This is a genomic window from Streptomyces sp. NPDC042371, assembly GCF_056437465.1.
The window spans coordinates 19,827-37,677 of record NZ_JBWKAP010000009.1; the positions used below are offsets into that span (position 1 = coordinate 19,827).

Genomic DNA, 17,851 nt, shown 5'->3' on the forward strand with positions numbered 1-17,851 from the left:
CTTGGCGCGGATTTGCAGAGAACTTGCAGCGCACCGCGTCAGGCTCTACGTGTCGGCGGCGCACTCAGGCCGACAGCAACGGGGGAGCCAACGGGGGACTATCGGGGGAAGGGCCGCTGTTGCGCGCACGGCCCATACGACCGACCCAGTCGGCCGGATGGGCCGTGCGGCGCGTGGAGCCGCTGCAGTACCGGGGGACTCCGGGGACGGGCAGCAGTCCGTCCCCGGGGCTGTGCCCCTCGCCGCGAAGAGTGACGTCACCATGGGGGGCCGAGCATGTCGCCGATCGTCCTCATGAACGATCCCAGAGTCGTCGGCATCCCCGTCCGCGACTGCGGCGAACCCCTCGTCGACCTCCGCCACCTGCCCTTCGTGGACGTCGACGACCGCTTCGCCGACCCGGAGGGCGCATACGCCCAGTTACGCGAGGGCGTCTCCTGGCGGCTCGCCCGCGCCGCCCGGCTGCTGCCCGAAGGGCTGCGCCTGCTGGTCACCGAGGGATACCGGCCGTTCGACCTGCAGACCAAGTACTTCGAGGAGCACCGCTCCCCGGCGCCGCCCGAGGTCGCCCCGCACGTCGCGGGCGCCGCCGTCGACATCACCCTGTGCGCCGCGAACGGCACCGAACTCGACCTGGGCACACCGGTGAACGCCCACCCCGCGGAGTGCGACGGCGCCTGCCACGCCGACGCCGACCGCATCTCCGCCACGGCCCGCCGCAACCGCCGCACCCTCACCGCGGCCCTGGCCACCGCGGGCCTGGTGAACTACCCCGGGCAGTGGTGGCACTGGTCCTACGGCGACCGCTACTGGGCCTTCGTGACCGGCGCCCCGCATGCCCGCTACGGAGCGGTGTCCTGACCCGCCAGACCTAGCCGAGCGGCACGTCCAGGCGGGCGCGGCGGTGGCTGAACGTGGCGATGGAGTGCGGGCCGTGGTAGCTGCCGAGGCCGCTCTCGCCGACACCGCCGAACGGCAGGTCGGGCACGCGCAGATGGGCCATCGGCAGTCCGAAGCCGAGCCCGCCGGACGAGGTCTCGGCGGCGAGGCGACGCCGTGTCGTCTCGTTCTCCGTGAAGCCGTACAGGGCCAGCGGCTTGTCGCGGTCGTTGATGAAGGCGATGGCCTCGTCCAGGCCCGCTACCTCCACGATGGGCAGGACCGGGCCGAAGATCTCCTCGCCCATGACGGGGTCGTCGCCGGTCACTCCGGTCAGGACGGTCGGCGCGATGTACACGTCGTCCCGGTCGGTCTTCCCGCCGAACGCCGTCGTGCCGGAAGCCAGCAGGGCGCTGACCCGGTCGAAGTGCCGCTGGTTCACCATCCGCCCGTACGCGGGGGAGGACTGCGGGTCGGCGCCGAAGAGCCGCTCCACGGCCTCCGCGAGCGGGACTTCGAGGGCGCGGGCGGTGGCCGGGTCGGTCAGGACGTAGTCCGGCGCCACGCAGGTCTGCCCGGCGTTGCGGAACTTGGCGTCGGCGAGGCGGGCGGCGACGGTCACGACGTCCGCGTCACGGTCCACGAACACCGGTGACTTGCCGCCGAGTTCGAGAGTGACGGGGGTGAGGTGCTCGGCGGCGGCGCGCATCACGATGCGGCCGACCGCGCCGTTGCCGGTGTAGAAGATGTGGTCGAAGCGCTGGGCGAGCAGCGCCGTGGTTTCGGGAATGCCGCCCTCGACGACGGCGACCGCCTCCGGGTCCAGGTACTCCGGCACGAGGCGGGCCATCAACTCCGATGTGGCCGGGGCGAGTTCGCTCGGCTTCAGGATCACCGTGTTACCGGCGGCGAGCGCTCCCGCGACCGGTACGAGGGAGAGCTGGACCGGGTAGTTCCAGGGGGCGATGACCAGCACGGTGCCCAGCGGCTCGTACTGCGTACCGGCCGTGGATCCCTCGGGCAGCCCGGCGAGGGCGGCCTGATCCAGCTGCTGCGGCGCCAGCCACTCCGTGAGGTGCGCCAACGTGTGGTCGATCTCGTGCACGGGCAGGTCGACCTCGGCGCCGTACGCCTCGGGGCGGGGCTTGTGCAGATCGCTGTGCAGCGCGTCGGCGATGGCCTCGCGGTTCTCGGTGAACAGCGCGCGCAGCCGGGTCAGCTGCTCCTGACGCCAGGCGAGGGGCCGGGTGCGGCCGGTGGCGAAGGTCGCGCGGAGCCGGGCCACCAGGGCTGCGGTCCGGTCGATGGGGGTGACGTCGGTGGTCATGGGGGGTCCTCAGGGGGGTGGTTCGTGCTTTGTGCTGTGTCGATCAGCGCTGGGGGCTGCCGTGAGCGCCGCGGCTGTCCGCCGGGGCGGCTGTGCCGAGCAGGCCCGCGGCGAGCACGTCGGTGGCCAGGGCCAGCAGGCTCCGGGGGGTTGCCGCCCGCTCCAGGCCGACGACCAGCGCGACGCAGATGTCGGCGGCCTGCGGGGGCTCGACCTCCGCGACCGTGCCCGCCTCGGTGAACAGGGCGGTCAGCAGCTCGCGCAGCTCCGCCGTGAACGACGTGCAGATGTCGCCGAACAGGCGGGCCTTCTCGTCGAGCAGCTCCGCGGCGTGCGGGGAGTCACCGGCCAGCTGGAGCACGAGGTCTAGCTTGGCGGCCAGGACGCCGTGGAGCCGCTCCGGGTATGGGGCGTCGGCGGTGACGGCCGCCCGGGCCCGCCGGAGCGCCTGCTCGTGGAGGCGTCCGGCGAGCCTGCGGAAGGCGTCGTCCTTGCCGCGCACGTACTGGTAGACGGCGGACCGGGACACGCCCATGGCGGAGGCGATGTCGTCCATCGTGGTGCGTCGCACGCCGTACCGCGTGAGGCAGTCGTAGGCGGCGTCGAGGACCTCGTCGAGCCGGTCGGTGCCCATGGCTCAGGCCAGCTTCCCGAGCAGCTCGACGGCGAGCGGGGCGGAGGACGCGGGGTTCTGGCCGGTGACCAGGTTGCGGTCGACGATCACGTGCGGGGCCCAGGGCTCGCCCTCCTGGAAGTCGGCGCCGCCCTGCACCAGGCGGTCCTGGAGCAGCCACTTCGCCCGGTCGGCGAGGCCCGCCTGGGTCTCCTCGACATTGGTGAAACCGGTGAGGCGGTAGCCCGCGAAGGCAGGCGTGCCGTCGGCGGAGACGGCGGCCAGGAGCGCGGCCGGGGCGTGGCAGACGATCCCGAGCGGCTTGTCCGTCTCCAGGGCGCGGGTGAGCAGCCTGCCGGACTCGGCGTCGACGGCGAGGTCCTCCATGGGGCCGTGGCCGCCGGGGTAGAAGACGGCGGCGTAGTCGTCGAGGTTCACCTCGGCCAGCTTGACCGGGTGCTGGAGCTCGGTGAACGCGGCGAGCGAGGCGGCGACCTTGTCGGCGCCCTCCTGCCCGCCGTTGAACTCGGGGGCGAGCGAGCCGCCGTCGACGGTCGGGACGACGCCGCCGGGGGTGGCGACGACGATCTCGTGACCGGCGGCCTTGAACGCCTCGTACGGCGCCACGGCTTCCTCGGCCCAGAAGCCGGTCGGGTGCCGGGTGCCGTCGGCCAGGGTCCAGTGGTCGACGCCGGTGACTACGAACAGGATCTTCGACATGCGGGGGCCTCCGATGGGCGGGCGGTCTGACGTTCCGGTCACTCTGACGTTCTGGAGTCAGAACGTCAGTGCGTGATGTCCCCAAACGTAAATCCATCGGGCATAGGTATCCAATGAGGAAATCAATGGGAGGTATCGGAAATCCGATGGCCGTGCGCGAGGCGGTCCGGCCGCCCCGTGGGCGAGCAGGATCAGCCGTGCTCCCGCCCTCCGGGAGCGCCGGTCCGCAGTCCGTCCATGACCAGGTCCATCAGGCGTCCGGCCCGGGTCTCCCAGTCGTCGTGCGGGTCGATGTGCCAGAGACCGGCGATGGCGAGCAGGAAGTCGTCGGGGGTCACCCCCGGCCGGATGGTCCCGGCTTCCTCGTTCGCCCTCAGCAGGTGGCCGACGGCCTCGGTCAGCGGGCCGGGTCCGACCCCGGCCAGGCTGCCGAGCGTGCTCGTCGCCTTGCGGATCGCCTCGGCCAGGCCCGCCTTGGCCATCGCGTACCGGACGAGACGGTCCATCCACTCCCGCAGGGCCCGGTCGGGGGTCCGGCTCGCCAGCAACTGGCAGGCGGCGTCGGAGACCTGCTGGACCTCGTAGCGGTACACCTCGAGGACGAGCGACTCGCGGTTCGGGAAGTTGCGGTAGAACGTGCCCTGCCCGACGCCCGCCTTCTTCGCGATCAGGCTGAGCGGGGCGTCGCTGGCCAGCGTCAGCTCCGCCAGGGCCACTTCGAGGATCCGCTCGCGATTGCGCTGCGCGTCCGAGCGCAGGGGCGGGGTCTTGTGCTGACCCATTCGCTCTCCTCCGGCGCGTCATGGCCGATTCTGCGCCCCGGCCTGGATGTGCCTTGCTGAGCGGACAACTGTCCGCTAAGTTCGACGGTTAACGGACAGCTGTCCACTTAGGCTCACCATACCGCAGACACGCCCGCTGGGGACCCCCGCTGCCGAAGCGGCCGCGGCCCCCGCCTCCTGTAAAGCGCCAGCACTCCCGATCTCCCGCAGGGGACGCCTCGATCTACGCGATTCGCGAAAGAAGGCTGCTCATGGCTCCATCGACGTCCAGTGCCGTCACCCTGAACATCAACGGTGAGAAGCACACACTGTCCGTCGACCACCGCACGACCCTGCTCGACGCCCTGCGCGAGCGGCTCGATCTGACCGGCACCAAGAAGGGGTGCGACCAAGGCCAGTGCGGGGCCTGCACGGTGCTGATCGACGGCCGCCGTGCTGTCTCCTGTCTGACCCTCGCGGTCGCCTCCGAAGGCCGCGAGATCACCACCATCGAGGGCGTCGCGGACGGCGACCGGCTGCACCCCGTCCAGCAGGCCTTCCTCGACCGGGACGGCTTCCAGTGCGGCTACTGCACACCGGGACAGATCTGTTCCGCGCTCGGCGCGCTCCAGGAGCACGCCGAGGGCTGGCCGAGCGCCGCCACCACCGACGTGCGGCCCGAGGCGGGCGTGCCCGAGCTCACCGCCGAGGAGATCCGCGAGCGGATGAGCGGCAACCTGTGCCGCTGCGGCGCGTACGTGTCGATCGTGGAGGCCGTCGCGGAGGCCGCCCGCGCAGAAGAGGGAGCAGCATGAGGGACTTCGGCTACCAGCGGGTGTACGACGTGTCAGGGGCGGTCGCCGTGCTCGGCGCCGACCCCGAAGCCCGCTACCTCGGCGGCGGCACCAACCTCGTCGACCTGATGAAGACCGGCGTGGAGCGGCCCGCGCTCCTCGTCGACGTACGCGAACTGCCCCTGGACACCATCGAGACCACCGAGGACGGCGGACTGCGCATCGGCGCGACCGTCACCAACAGCGACCTCGCCGCCCACCCCGACGTGCGCCGCCGCTACCCCGCGCTGGCACAGGCGGTCCTCGCCGGTGCCTCGGGCCAGCTGCGCAACATGGCGACGGTCGGCGGGAACCTCCTCCAGCGCACCCGCTGCGGGTACTTCACCGACCTCACCAAGCCCTGCAACAAGCGCGAGCCCGGCAGCGGCTGTTCCGCCGTCGAGGGCGAGCACCACAACCACGCGATCCTCGGCGCCACCGAGCACTGCGTGGCCGTCCACCCCTCCGACATGGGCGTGGCCCTCGCGGCCTTCGACGCGGTCGTCCACTACGAAACGGCCGACGGACCCGGCGAGTTGCCGATCACCGAGTTCTACCTGCCCGTGGGCGACACCCCCCACCTGGAGACCGCGCTGCCGTCCGGCGCCCTCATCACCCATGTCAGCCTGCCGTCCGCCCCGGTCGCCGCGGTCTCCCGCTACCGCAAGGTGCGCGAGCGCGCCTCGTACGCGTTCGCCATCGGTTCGATCGCCGCCGCCCTGGACGTGCGGGACGGTGTCGTCCGTGACGTGCGCATCGGCATCGGCGCCGTCGCGTCCCGCCCGTGGCGGGCCAGGGCGGCCGAGCGGGCGCTGACCGGGGGACCCGCGACCGCCGAGGCCTTCGCCGCCGCGGCCGACGCCGAACTCGCGGCCGCCCGCACGCTGCCCGACAACGGCTACAAGGTGACGCTGACGCGCAACCTCGTCGTGGCCCTGCTGTCCGAACTCACCGAGGAGGCCGCCCGATGACCACGACCACCGCAACCACCGCGGTGACGGGCGCCGTCGGCACCCCGCACACCCGCATCGAAGGCCGCGACAAGGTCACCGGCGCGGCCCGCTACGCAGGCGAGATCCCCTTCGCGAACCTCGCCCACGGCTGGCTCGTGCTGTCCACGATCGCCCGCGGCCGGGTCCGTTCGGTCGACACCGCGCCCGTCCTCGCCATGCCCGGCGTCGTGTCCGTGCTGCACCACGGGAACGCGCCACGCGTCGACGGGGACTACGTGGGGATGCTCGGGCGGCCCGACCCGGTCCTCGAAGTCTTCCAGCACGACCGGGTGCCCTATGTGGGCTGGCCGGTGGCGCTGGTCGTGGCCGAGACGTCCGAGCAGGCCAGGGAGGCCGCGGAGGCGCTCGTGGTCCACTACGACCAGGAGCAGCACGACGTCGCCTTCTCCGCGGGACGCCCGGGGACGTACACGCCGGACACCGACGGGATGCGCACGGAGAAGGGCGACCTGGAGGCGCAGCTCGCCGCGTCCGCGCACGTCGTGGACGCCGAGTACACGACGCCCGAAGAGCACCACAGCTCGATGGAGCCGCACGTCGCGACGGCACGCTGGGACGGCGGCCGCCTGGAGGTCGTCGACTCCAACCAGGGCAGCAGCTGGGTAGCGAGCGAACTGGCGCAGCTCTTCTCCCTCGACCCGGCCTCGGTGCGGGTGCAGTCGGAGCACGTCGGCGGCGCCTTCGGGTCCAAGGGGCCGCGGGCCCACCAGGTGCTCGCCGTGATGGCGGCGACCGCCCTCGACCGGCCCGTCCGCGTCGTCCTGACCCGCCCTCAGGTCTTCTCGCTCATCGGCTACCGCAGCCCCACCACGCAACGCGTCCGGCTCGGCGCCGACCCGGACGGGCGGCTGCGTGCCTTCGACCACCAGGCGCAGAGCCTGTCGTCGACGGTCCACGAGTTCGTCGAGGAGAGCGCCGGATTCGGGCGTGCCATGTACGCGGCCGACGCGCACCACACCGTCAACCGCGTCGTCCGCCTCGACCTGCCGACGCCGACCTGGGTACGGGCCCCGGGCGAGGCACCGGGCTCCTTCGCGGTGGAGTCCGCGCTCGACGAACTCGCGGAGCGGTGCGGCGTCGACCCGATCGCGCTGCGGGCCCGCAACGAACCGGACGTGGGCCCCGTCTCCGGTCTGCCGTTCAGCAGCCGCAATCTGCTCGCGTGCTTCGAAGAGGGCGCCCGCAGGTTCGGCTGGGCGGACCGCGACCCGCGCCCCGGCCTGCGCCGCGAAGGCCGCTGGCTGCTCGGCACCGGCACGGCGTCGGCCACCTTCCCGGTGCTCGTCGCCCCGAGCACGGCGGCGGTCACGGCGGAGGCCGACGGGACCTTCACCGTGCGCATCACCGCGGCGGACGTCGGCACCGGCGCGCGCACCGCGCTCACCCTGATCGCGGCGGACGCCCTCGAAGTGCCGACGGAGCTGGTCCGGGTCCGCATCGGCGACAGCGACTTCGGTCACGCGATGCTCGCGGGCGGCTCCATGGGCACCCGCTCCTGGGGCTGGGCCATCACGCTCGCGGCGCGCGAACTGCGGGAGAAGCTGGTCCTCGGCGGTGACATTCCGCCGGACGGCCTCACGGCGCGGGCGGACACCAGCGACGTCATCGGGGCGCTCTCGCAGAAGGAACGGCACGCTTTCGGCGCGCAGTTCGCCGAGGTCGCCGTGGACGTCACCACCGGCGAGGTGCGCGTGCGGCGCATGCTCGGCATCTTCGCCGCGGGCCGGATCGTCAACCCGCTGACCGCGCGCAGCCAGCTGGTCGGCGGCATGACCTGGGGCCTGTCCATGGCGCTGCACGAGGAAGCCGTCAGGGACCCGGCGACGGGCGGCCTCGTGGGCCCCGACCTCGCGGGCTACCACATCGCCTCGCACGCCGACGTGCCGCACATCGAGGCGGACTGGGTCGACGACCCGGACGCCGAGGACCCCGTCGGCATCAAGGGCGTCGGGGAGATCGGCATCGTGGGCGCCGCGGCGGCCATCGCCAACGCGGTCCGGCACGCCACCGGTGTCCGGCACCGTTCGCTCCCCATCCGCCCCGACCGCGTCCTGCGGGCGGGGACCGCACTCGGGGAAGAGCACCGTGCTTGACATCGCCGCCGACCTGAACCGCTGGGTCGAGGAGGGCCGGGACTTCGCGGTCGCCACCGTCGTGAGCGTCGGCGGCAGCGCTCCGCGCGGTCCCGGCGCCGCGCTCGCCGTCGACGGGGAGGGAACCGTCATCGGTTCGGTCTCCGGCGGCTGTGTGGAGGCGGCGGTCTACGACCTGTGCGTCCAGGCACTCGAACAGGGCGAAGCCGTCGTCGAGCGGTTCGGCTACAGCGACGACGACGCCTTCGCGGTCGGGCTCACCTGCGGCGGGGTCATCGAGGTCCTGGTCGCCCCGGTGGCCGCGGACGCACCCGACAGGGCGGTCTTCGCCGCCGCCCTGTCGGCCGCCGCCCGCCGTGAGGCCGCGGCCCTGGCCCGGGTGTTCAGGGGCCCCGCCGAACTGCTCGGCCGACCGCTCCTGGTGGCCCCGGCGGGGCCCGACGTGGGCGGGCGGCACGGGGCGTACCAAGGAACGCTGGGCGGGCACCCGGAGCTCGACCAGACCGCCGTGGGGGAGAGCCGCGCCCTCCTCGCGGCGGGGCGCACCGGGGAGTTCGTGGTCTCCGAGAGCGGAGCGCACTGCGGCAGCGCGGTGACGGTCCTCGTCGAGTCGAGCCAGCCGCCGCCCCGCATGATCGTCTTCGGCGCCGTGGACTTCGCGGCGGCTCTCGTCCGCGCGGGCAAGTTCCTCGGCTACCGCGTGACGGTCTGCGACGCCCGGCCCGTCTTCGCCACCCGGGCCCGTTTCCCGGATGCCGACGAGATCGTGATCGAGTGGCCGCACCGCTACCTCCGCGCCACCAAGACGGACACCCGCACGGTCCTGTGCGTGCTCACCCACGACGCCAAATTCGATGTGCCGCTGCTCGCGTCCGCCCTGCGGCTGCCCGTCGCGTTCGTCGGCGCGATGGGCTCGCGCCGCACCCACGAGGACCGCAACCGCAGGCTGCGCGAGGAGGGCGTCACCGAGGCCGAACTGGCCCGGCTGCGCTCGCCGATCGGCCTCGACCTCGGCGCCCGCACGCCCGAGGAGACCGCCTTGTCCATCGCGGCGGAGATCGTCGCGGCGCGCCAGGGCGGCACGGGCCGCCCGCTGACCGGTTCACGGACCCCGATCCACCACGACGTGCCGGGCGGCCCTGCGCGGGCCGACGCGATGGTCTGAGCTGAAAGGATCAGCCATGCAGATCAACGCCCTGATCATCGACGCCACCGACCCCGAGCGGCTCGCGACGTTCTGGTCCGAGCTGCTCGGCAGACCGGTCGTGGGCCGCACGGGTCCCTACGTATGGCTGCGGCGCGAGAACGGCCTCGGTCTTGGGATCCAGCGGAACGATGGGCCCAAGGTGCGGAAGAACCGCATGCACTTCGACATCGCGGCGTCCGACCCGGCCGCCGAACAGCGGCGGGTCGAGGCGCTCGGCGGACGCAGGCTGGAGGGATACGACGACGGCGGATTCCTGGTCATGGCCGACCCCGAGGGGAACGAGTTCTGCATCATCCCCGACGGCCCCTTCGAGCTCGACGACGAAGGACGCACGGACTACCTCGGCTGACGACCGGCCCAACCAGTGGCGCCGTACCGCCCGTTGACGGAAACTTCGCAGGGTTGAACCGTCAACATTTGAGAGGTGCGGAGCATGACCGACACGATGACGACCCGTACGGAAGTGGTGCGTTCGGGACCGATCCGCTATGCCATCGCCGAACGCTTCGCGCGGCCCCGGCCCGTCGCGGACCACGACCCTCGCCCTGTCGACGGCGAGATAAGCCCGCAACCGCCCTCCAGGCTCGACTTCGTCATGGGCACGCCCCAGGACAGCCGTCCCCAGGGCGAGGACTGTCTCAACCTGTCGGTCGCCACTCCTGCCCGGGACGCGGGCGCCAGGCCGGTGCTCGTATGGCTGCACGGCGGCGGCTTCAGCAGCGGCGCGGGCCTCATGGACTGGTACGACGGCAGCGTGCTCGCCGCCGAGGGCGACGTGGTGGTCGTCAGCGTCAACTACCGTCTGGGCGCGTTGGGTTACCTCTGCCTCGACGGGGTGAGCGAGGGCAACCTCGGTCTGTACGACCAGCTGGAGGCGTTGCGCTGGGTCCACACGCACATCGCCGCGTACGGCGGCGACCCGTCGAACGTCACGGTGTTCGGACAGTCCGCGGGCGGCATCTCCGTCCGCCTCCTGATGGAACTGCCCGAGGCCCGCGGCCTGTTCCGCAGGGCCATCCTCCAGAGCGCCCCGCTGGAGATCACCGCCCGGCCCCACAAGGAGTCGCTCGCACTCGGCCGGTTCTTCGCCGACACGCTCGGCACCGACCCGCGCACGGCCGACATCCCCGCGATCCTCGCGGCGCAGGGGGAAACGGCGCTGTTCCACCTGCGCACCGCGGGCAGGCGGATGGAACCCGCGTTCGTCCCGGTGGAGGGCATCGCCCCCCTCCCGGGCCCCGGCGCCCCGTTCGGCGAGAACGTGCGCGGCCTCGACGTCCTGTACGGCTGGAACGCCGACGACATGACCGTCTTCCAGGGCGAGGACGAGGACACGGCCGTGCGCACCCGCGAGGTGTACGAGGCGCCGCTCACCCGGTACGGCGAGCGCCTGGCCGAGGCCGGCGCCCGGGTGCACGCGTACCGCATCGACTGGCGCCCCGCCGGATCCCCGCTCGGCGCCGCCCACTGCCTCGAACTGCCCCTGCTCTTCGGCACCTACGACGCGTGGCGGTCGGCGCCGGTCCTCGGCACCACGCCGCGGGCGGAGATCGAGGAGCTCGGCAGGGCGCTGCGCTCCGCATGGCTCGCCTTCGCCCGCACGGGCACGCCAGGCGCGCTGCCCGCGTCCCTGACGGACGGGCCGGTGCCCCAGCCCGCGTGAGCTCGGCGAGGTGACCGCCGGGGCTCACCGATCGGACCCGCCCGACCGGCGGGTCCGTGCGCGGTCACCGATGCTGGGGCCATGACCCTTCGCGCGTCGTGGTGGTCGGGGCTGCCGCCCGCGGCGGGTTCCGCGGTGATGGCCACCGGGATCATCTCCGTCGGCCTGCACCTCCTCGGCCACGAGACGCCCTCCCGCGTGGCGCTCGCCCTGACCGTCGCCGCCTGGCTCGCGCTCGCCGCGGACTTCGCCGTCCGGCTGTTCTCCGACCGCGCCCGATGGGAGTCGGAGGCGGACACCCCGCCCGCGCTCACCGCCGTCGCCGCGACATGCGTGCTCGGCACCCGCCTCGCGCTCCTGGACCGGGCGTTCGTCGCCGTGTGCCTGCTGGTGCTTGCGGCCGCCCTCTGGCTGGTCCTGCTGCCCCCTGTCGTACGCCATTGGGGGCACCGCATGCCGGGGGCGGTCTTCCTCGTCTGCGTCGCCACCCAGGCCATTGCGGTGCTGTCCGGCACCCTGGCCGCCGTCCTGCCCGCGCGCCCGCTCTGCGTCGTCGCGCTCGTGTTCTTCTGCCTGGGCCTGGCGCTGTACGCCGCCGCCCTCGCCCGGTTCGACTTCGCGGAGGTCCGGACGGGCGCGGGGGACCAGTGGGTGGCGGGCGGCGCCCTCGCGATCTCGGCGCTCGCGGGGTCGAAGCTCGTCGCCGCGCCCCTGTACGGCGGGGCCTGGCACGATGTCCTGCGCACCGTGACGCTGATCGTGCTGGCCCTCGACCTGGCGTGGTACCTCGTCCTGCTCATCGCCGAGGTGCGGCGGCCGCGGCTGCGCTACGACGTGCGCCGCTGGGCCACGGTCTTCCCCATGGGAATGACGGCGGTCGCCGCGCTCTCGGTGAGCGCCGCAGCCCGGATCCCCTGGCTGGAGGAGCTGGGCCGGGTGCTGCTGTGGATCGCGGTGGCGGTCTGGCTGTGCGTGGGCGCGGGGACGGTCAGATCGGCACTCAGACCGGCAGCAGCCGCGCGATCAGCGCGCTGAGCTGCTGCGCGTTGCGGCACTCGTGCATCTCGACGAGTTCGGCGTACGCGTACGCCGCCGAGTCCCCGGTCGACCAGTTCCCGCGCCCCTCCGGATTGAGCCAGTACACCCGGCGGGCCCGCTCGGCGATGTGCCGCAGGGCGGGGAGATTGGGGTCGCTCATGTTCGTACGGGCGTCGCCGAGGACGAAGACCGTCGAGCGCGGGCCGACCGCGTCGGCGTACCGCTCGGCGAACTCGCCCAGGGAAGTGCCGTAGTCGCTGCTGCCGTGCCAGCCCGTCACCGTCGCCTCGCCGAGGATCCGGGCGCCGAGGCCCGCCGGATCGGCGCTGCCGTGCGCGACGAGCCCCGTCACCTCGTCGACCCGGTTGACGAAGGCGAACACCCGCACCTTGCTGAACTGGTCGTGCAGCGCCTGCACCAGCAGCATAGTGAAGTTCGCGAAGCCCGCCACCGATCCGGACACATCGCACAGCAGGACCAGCTCGGGGCGTGCGGGACGGCGACGGCGCAGCACAGGACGCATCGGCACGCCGCCCGTCGACAGCGAACCGCGCAGGGTGCGGCGCAGATCGATGCTGCCGTGCGCGGCCCTGCGGCGCCGGGCGGCCAGCCGCGTCGCGAGCTTGCGGGCCAGCGGATGCACCGCCCTGCGCAGTTCGTCCAGGTGCCCGCGGCCCGCCAGGAGGAAGTCGACGCGGTCGGCGGTCGTCGCCACGGCGCGCAGGGCGATCTCCTCCGTGCCGCGCCGCTCGGCGACCCGGCGGCGCGCCTCGGTCCTGACGCGCTCACGGAACCCCTCGATGCGGCGCCGGACCTCGTCGGCCAGGAGGCGGTCGGTGAACGCGGCCAGGCCGGTGTCCTGTCCGGCCGAACCCGCACGGATGGCGGCCAGCACGCGTGCGAGCAGCGTCTCGGGACGCAGCCTGCTCAGCGTCTGGTACGACGACCAGCCGTCCCCGCCCGGCGCCGACGCGCCGTACCCGCCGAAGCCGTCCACGGCCTCGCCCGCCAACTGCCCGATGAGCGCCTGGTCGTCCGCGGCGAGCGCGGCGACGAGCCGTTCGCGCAGCGCGTCCCGTTCGGCGTTGCCGCCCTCGCGCACGGGGGCGTCCGCGGGGTCGTCCCGGCCGCCCGGCGCGCCGACTCCCGCCGGAAAGTACAGATCGAAGACCGGGTCGAAGACCGCACGCTGGCTCTCCTGGTGGAGCAGCGCGGCGGCGAGCCCCTCCCTGACCCGCTCCCTGTCGGTGAGGCCGAGCGCCTCCAGGGCCGCCGCCGCGTCGACGGTCTCGCCGGGACCGATGCGTAGCCCGTGCGACCGGAGCGTCCTGACCAGACCGGTGACCCGGCCGGTGATCCCGTCGGCGGGGGAGCCGGGCGGACCCTCGGGCGGCGCCGTCACACGGCTTCCAGGTCCAGCTTGGCGGCGGCCTTCAGCACGTCGTCCTGATGCTTGAGGACGACGCCGAGACTGTCCCGCACCACGGTCTCGTCCAGGGTGTCGGCACCCAGCGCGAGCAGCGTCCGCGCCCAGTCGATGGTCTCCGCGACCGACGGCACCTTCCGCAGGTCCATCGCGCGCAGCGCGCCGACCACCCGCACCACCGAAGCGGCGAGCGCCTCGTCGAGACCGGGCACCTTCAGCCGGACGATGCGACGCTCCAGCTCCTCATCGGGAAAGCCGATGTGGAGGAAGAGACAGCGACGGCGCAGCGCCTCGGACAGCTCGCGGCTCGCGTTGGAGGTGAGGACGACGAACGGACGGCGCTCCGCGCTGATCGTGCCCAGTTCCGGCACCGTGACCTGGAAGTCGCTCAGGACTTCGAGGAGGAGCCCCTCGACCTCGACGTCGGCCTTGTCCGTCTCGTCGATCAGCAGGACCTTCGGCTCGCCGCCGCGGATCGCGGTGAGCAGCGGCCGTGAGAGCAGGAACTCCTCGCTGAAGATGTCGGTGCGCGCCTCGTCCCACGACTCGTCGCGGCCCGCGGTGATGCGCAGCAACTGCTTGGCGTGGTTCCACTCGTACAGGGCGCGCGACTCGTCGACGCCCTCGTAGCACTGCAGCCGCACGAGCCGCGCGTCCGCGACCGCGGCGACGGCCTTCGCCAGCTCCGTCTTGCCCACCCCGGCCGGACCCTCGACCAGCAGGGGCTTGCCGAGGCGGTCGGCGAGGAACACGGTGGTGGCGACGGCGGGCGAGGCCAGATAGCCGGTCGCGGCCAGGCGGGCCGCGACGTCGTCGACGGACGTGAAGTACCCGGTCGTCATGCGGAGTTCTCCTGTGCTGATCGGCTCCCCCGGTGCCTCCCCCGGGTCCCGGTCCCCGTAGCCGATCAGCTCGGTGCGCCCCTCCACAACGGGCGGACGCCGTTTGCGTCGAACGTCACGTCGCGGCTCCCGTGGGGCTCCGGAGAGCCCCACGGGGCCCGCGCGGTGCCGTTCGGGTCAGGATTCGAGCGGAGTCAGCACGAAGAGCGGGATCTCGCGGTCCGTCTTCGCCCGGTACTCGTCGTACTGGGGCCAGACCGCCACGGCACGCTCCCACCAGAGCTGCCGCTCCTCACCGGTGACGACCCGTGCGCTGTAGTCCTTCTTTACCGGCCCGTCCTGCAGCTCCACATGCGGCTGCGCGATCAGGTTGTGGTACCAGGACGGGTGCGCGGGGTCGCCGCCCTTCGACGCGACCACGGCGTACTCCCCGGCGTGCTCGACGCGCATCAGGGGGTTCTTGCGGAGCTTCCCGCTCCGGGCGCCGACCGAGATGAGCAGGACGACCGGCTTTCCCTGCAGCGTCGTCCCCCTCGTCCCGCCGGAGCTTTCGTACAGATCGGTCTGCTCGTTCGACCAGACCCATGTTCCGGGCTCGTACTCACCAGTCAGAGGCATGTCTGTCCCAACGACGGTTGGTTAACGGTCCGGTCGCATTATGGGCTAGAAAGGCATCAATTGATTCACCACGGTGGCAGAAGTTCACCACGACCCCGGGGGCGGACATGGCGGGGCACGGCATACCCGAGGCGTATCTCGACGGCTATCCGGGCATTCTGGCCGCCGCGGCGGCCACCGGGCGACGGCTGACCCGCGAGGAACTGTCCTCGCGCCGTGCGCTGGGAGAGCGTGCGGCGGATGCGGGCATCGGGCTGCGGGCGCTGGTGGGCGCGCACCTCGCGGCGACCCGTGCCCACTGGCCCACCGCCGGGGCGGCTTCTCCCGACGGCGTGCTGGCCGCCGTGGAGCAGGCCGTGGACGCCCTCGCCGAGGGGTACGAACGGGCTCAGCGGCTGGCGGTGCGTCAGCAGGAGGCGGCCCGGCGGGAGTTCATCGACGATCTGCTCCACGGCCGCAGCGACCTGGGCAGGCTCGCCGAACGCGCCGAACGCTTCGGTCTGCGCCTCTCCTTCGAGCACGCGGTCGCCGTCGCCCAGGGCCCGAGCGGCTACGAGGAGGGGGACACCGTGCCGCGCGAGGTGGAGGCCGCCCTCATCGGCCGGTTCGGCAACCGCAGCATCCTGCTCACCACGAAGGAGGGCAGGCTGGTGTGCATCGCCCCCGGCGACCAGAGCGAGGTCCTCGCCTTCTTCGCCAAGCACGCGTACGCGGCCATCGACGGCGGCCGTGTTGTCATCGGCAGGCCGCAGCCCGGCCCGGGCGGCGTCGTCCAGTCGTACGAGGAGGCGCTGAACGCCCTGGACCTGGCTGAACGGCTGGCACTCGACGGGCCCGTGCTGCGCGCCGCCGATCTGCTCGTCTATCCGGTGCTGACCCGCGACCGGCAGGCCATGGCCGACCTGGTGGTCCATACGCTCGGCCCGCTGCGGCAGGCCCGCGGCGGCGCGGGGCCCCTCATCGACACGCTCACCGCGTTCTTCGACTCGGGCTGTGTCGCGGCGGAGGCCGCCCGGCGCCTCTCGCTGAGCGTGCGCGCCCTGACGTACCGCCTGGACCGCATTCACCAGCTCACCGGCGCCAACCCGGCCGACCCCGTGCACCGCTACACCCTGCAGACCGCGGTGATCGGCGCCCGCCTGCTCGACTGGCCCGACCAGCCGCTCTAGGACCGGCCGCTCCGGAGCGCTAGTCCAGCCGCGGGATCTCGATGGCGGGGCAGCGGTCCATGACCATGGACAGGCCCGCGGCGCGCGTCCTGTCGTACGCCGCCTCGTCGACCACGCCCAGCTGGAACCAGACCGCCCGCGCACCGGCGGCGACCGCCTCGTCGGCGACCGGGCCCGCCAGCGCGCTGTTGACGAACACGTCCACCACGTCGACCGGGAACGGCACGGCGGACAGGGATGTGTACCCCTGCTCGCCGTGGACCGTCTCGGCCTTGGGGTGGACCGGCACCACGCGCTTGCCGAAGTGCTGCAGGACCGAAGCGACGCGGAACGCCGCCCTGTCCCGGTTGTTCGACAGGCCCACGACGGCCCAGGTGTCGCCCAGCTCCGTCAGGATCCTGCGCACCGTCTCGTCGTCGCCGTACATGGCCTGCCTCCTCGAATGTCGCGGCGGGATGCCGTCAGAGCCGCGCGCGGGTCAGACGTTCACGCCGAAGTCCGACGCGATGCCGCGCAGCCCACTGGCATAACCCTGGCCGACCGCACGGAATTTCCACTCCGCACCGTGTCGGTAGAGCTCGCCGAAGACCATGGCGGTCTCCGTCGAGGCGTCCTCCGACAGGTCGTAGCGGGCGATCTCGTTGTTGTCGGCCTGGTTCACCACGCGGATGAAGGCGTTGCGGACCTGGCCGAAGCTCTGGCCGCGGTTCTCGGCGTCGTGGATCGACACCGGGAAGACGATCTTCGAGATGTCGGCGGGGACCTGCGCGAGGTTCACCTTCACGGCCTCGTCGTCGCCCTCGCCCTCACCGGTGAGGTTGTCGCCGGTGTGCTCGACCGAGCCGTCCGGGCTCGTCAGGTTGTTGTAGAAGACGAAGTGCTGGTCGGAGACGACCTTGCCCGATTCGTCGCAGAGCAGGGCGCTGGCGTCGAGGTCGTAGTCCGTGCCGGTCGTGGTGCGCACATCCCAGCCCAGGCCGACGACTACGGCGGTGAGGCCCGGGGCCTCCTTGCTGAGCGAGACGTTGCCGCCCTTGGCCAGGGAAACTCCCACGATGTCCTCCTACGGTCCGAGTGTCTGGATCTGTCTTCTGGCTCACTGAAATCTACAGGAGTGTAGAAGTGGGTGGTGCGGCGGTGTCCCGTTACGATAGGGCGCTCCGCGTCCGCCGTGGAGCACACTGAGGCTGGAGGGATCGCGGGCATGACGCACCAGGACGAGCACGACTCGGGCGAGGGGCACGACTCGCACGACGAGCGGCAGCCCCGGCTGCGCCGTCGCGCGCAGGGCGAGCTGGAGTCGCAGGTGCTCGCCGCGCTGCACACCGCGCGCGGCCCGGTCAGCGCGGCCTGGGTGCAGGAGCGGATCGGCGGCGACCTCGCGTACACGACCGTCATGACGATCCTGACCCGCCTCCTCGCCAAGGACGCGGTCACCCGCGAGCGTGCGGGCCGGTCGTTCGCCTGGACGCCCGCGTCGGACGAGGCCGGACTCGCGGCCTTCCGCATGCGCAAGGTGCTCGACGGGGAGAGCAACCGCGAGGCCGTGCTCGCCAGCTTCGTCACGACGCTCACCCCTGATGACGAGGAGCTCCTGCGCGGGCTGCTCGGGCAGGCGGGCGCCGAGGCCGACGGCTGACGCCCGATGG

Annotated in this window: 19 protein-coding genes; 10 read left to right on the forward strand and 9 right to left on the reverse strand. The window is 72.7% G+C overall.

Annotation, left to right across the window (positions count from 1 at the left end; all coding sequences use genetic code 11):
• Nucleotides 1-276 precede the first annotated feature (276 nt).
• The gene (locus AC068B_RS26770) at nt 277-861 is read left to right on the forward strand and encodes a M15 family metallopeptidase (protein ID WP_478674190.1); all 585 of its coding nucleotides are present in this window, start codon (nt 277-279) and stop codon (nt 859-861) included.
• Nucleotides 862-871: 10 nt separating this feature from the next.
• Here the strand turns inward: AC068B_RS26770 and AC068B_RS26775 are convergent, their stop codons facing one another.
• The 4 genes from AC068B_RS26775 to AC068B_RS26790 form a co-directional block, all read right to left on the reverse strand.
• Entirely contained in the window at nt 872-2,206 is a 1,335-nt protein-coding gene (locus AC068B_RS26775; protein WP_478674191.1) for an aldehyde dehydrogenase family protein, read from the reverse strand.
• Between the two features lie 43 nt (nt 2,207-2,249).
• Complete coding sequence (locus AC068B_RS26780; protein WP_478674192.1) at nt 2,250-2,840, reverse strand: TetR/AcrR family transcriptional regulator; 591 nt, start codon at nt 2,838-2,840, stop codon at nt 2,250-2,252.
• A gap of 3 nt (nt 2,841-2,843) precedes the next feature.
• Nucleotides 2,844-3,539 (reverse strand): type 1 glutamine amidotransferase domain-containing protein, encoded by a 696-nt coding sequence (locus tag AC068B_RS26785; protein WP_478674193.1) that lies wholly within the window; start codon nt 3,537-3,539, stop codon nt 2,844-2,846.
• A 191-nt stretch (nt 3,540-3,730) separates the two neighbouring features.
• Nucleotides 3,731-4,321, reverse strand: a complete 591-nt coding sequence (locus AC068B_RS26790) for a TetR/AcrR family transcriptional regulator (RefSeq protein ID WP_478674194.1) — start codon at nt 4,319-4,321, stop codon at nt 3,731-3,733.
• 251 nt (nt 4,322-4,572) lie between these two features.
• On the opposite strand from AC068B_RS26790, the gene AC068B_RS26795 reads away from it, so the two are divergent.
• The 7 genes from AC068B_RS26795 (at nt 4,573) to AC068B_RS26825 (ending at nt 12,144) form a co-directional block, all read left to right on the forward strand.
• Nucleotides 4,573-5,115: a (2Fe-2S)-binding protein gene (locus AC068B_RS26795; RefSeq protein WP_478674195.1), complete on the forward strand. Its 543-nt coding sequence runs from the start codon at nt 4,573-4,575 to the stop codon at nt 5,113-5,115.
• A complete protein-coding gene (locus AC068B_RS26800; protein ID WP_478674196.1) occupies nt 5,112-6,104 on the forward strand; it encodes an FAD binding domain-containing protein in 993 nt (330 codons plus the stop codon). The genes AC068B_RS26795 and AC068B_RS26800 overlap by 4 nt, the downstream gene beginning before the upstream one ends.
• Nucleotides 6,101-8,239 (forward strand): xanthine dehydrogenase family protein molybdopterin-binding subunit, encoded by a 2,139-nt coding sequence (locus AC068B_RS26805; RefSeq protein WP_478674197.1) that lies wholly within the window; start codon nt 6,101-6,103, stop codon nt 8,237-8,239. The genes AC068B_RS26800 and AC068B_RS26805 overlap by 4 nt, the downstream gene beginning before the upstream one ends.
• Nucleotides 8,232-9,404, forward strand: coding sequence for an XdhC family protein (locus tag AC068B_RS26810; protein WP_478674198.1), 1,173 nt, complete (start codon nt 8,232-8,234; stop codon nt 9,402-9,404). Before AC068B_RS26805 ends, AC068B_RS26810 begins: the two co-directional genes overlap by 8 nt.
• A 16-nt stretch (nt 9,405-9,420) precedes the next feature.
• Nucleotides 9,421-9,795: a VOC family protein gene (locus tag AC068B_RS26815; protein WP_478674199.1), complete on the forward strand. Its 375-nt coding sequence runs from the start codon at nt 9,421-9,423 to the stop codon at nt 9,793-9,795.
• Nucleotides 9,796-9,879: 84 nt separating this feature from the next.
• Complete coding sequence (locus AC068B_RS26820; RefSeq protein ID WP_478674200.1) at nt 9,880-11,109, forward strand: carboxylesterase family protein; 1,230 nt, start codon at nt 9,880-9,882, stop codon at nt 11,107-11,109.
• A gap of 81 nt (nt 11,110-11,190) precedes the next feature.
• Nucleotides 11,191-12,144 carry a tellurite resistance/C4-dicarboxylate transporter family protein gene (locus AC068B_RS26825; RefSeq protein ID WP_478674201.1) on the forward strand — a complete coding sequence of 318 codons (954 nt, stop codon included), beginning with the start codon at nt 11,191-11,193 and terminating at the stop codon, nt 12,142-12,144.
• Here AC068B_RS26825 and AC068B_RS26830 read toward each other — a convergent pair.
• From AC068B_RS26830 to AC068B_RS26840, 3 genes are all read right to left on the reverse strand, one after another.
• A complete protein-coding gene (locus tag AC068B_RS26830) occupies nt 12,110-13,549 on the reverse strand; it encodes a VWA domain-containing protein (RefSeq protein WP_478674202.1) in 1,440 nt (479 codons plus the stop codon). The genes AC068B_RS26825 and AC068B_RS26830 overlap by 35 nt on opposite strands.
• Nucleotides 13,546-14,415 carry an AAA family ATPase gene (locus AC068B_RS26835; protein ID WP_478674203.1) on the reverse strand — a complete coding sequence of 290 codons (870 nt, stop codon included), beginning with the start codon at nt 14,413-14,415 and terminating at the stop codon, nt 13,546-13,548. Before AC068B_RS26835 ends, AC068B_RS26830 begins: the two co-directional genes overlap by 4 nt.
• Before the next feature lie 177 nt (nt 14,416-14,592).
• Entirely contained in the window at nt 14,593-15,033 is a 441-nt protein-coding gene (locus tag AC068B_RS26840) for a nitroreductase family deazaflavin-dependent oxidoreductase (RefSeq protein ID WP_478674204.1), read from the reverse strand.
• A gap of 107 nt (nt 15,034-15,140) precedes the next feature.
• Between AC068B_RS26840 and AC068B_RS26845 the strand changes: the two genes are divergently transcribed.
• Nucleotides 15,141-16,202, forward strand: a complete 1,062-nt coding sequence (locus tag AC068B_RS26845; RefSeq protein WP_478674205.1) for a PucR family transcriptional regulator — start codon at nt 15,141-15,143, stop codon at nt 16,200-16,202.
• Nucleotides 16,203-16,221: 19 nt separating this feature from the next.
• Here the strand turns inward: AC068B_RS26845 and AC068B_RS26850 are convergent, their stop codons facing one another.
• Nucleotides 16,222-16,629, reverse strand: a complete 408-nt coding sequence (locus tag AC068B_RS26850) for a CoA-binding protein (protein ID WP_478674206.1) — start codon at nt 16,627-16,629, stop codon at nt 16,222-16,224.
• Between the two features lie 51 nt (nt 16,630-16,680).
• Entirely contained in the window at nt 16,681-17,256 is a 576-nt protein-coding gene (locus tag AC068B_RS26855) for a TerD family protein (protein WP_359343316.1), read from the reverse strand.
• 150 nt (nt 17,257-17,406) lie between these two features.
• On the opposite strand from AC068B_RS26855, the gene AC068B_RS26860 reads away from it, so the two are divergent.
• The gene (locus tag AC068B_RS26860) at nt 17,407-17,841 is read left to right on the forward strand and encodes a BlaI/MecI/CopY family transcriptional regulator (RefSeq protein WP_478674207.1); all 435 of its coding nucleotides are present in this window, start codon (nt 17,407-17,409) and stop codon (nt 17,839-17,841) included.
• Nucleotides 17,842-17,851 lie beyond the last annotated feature (10 nt).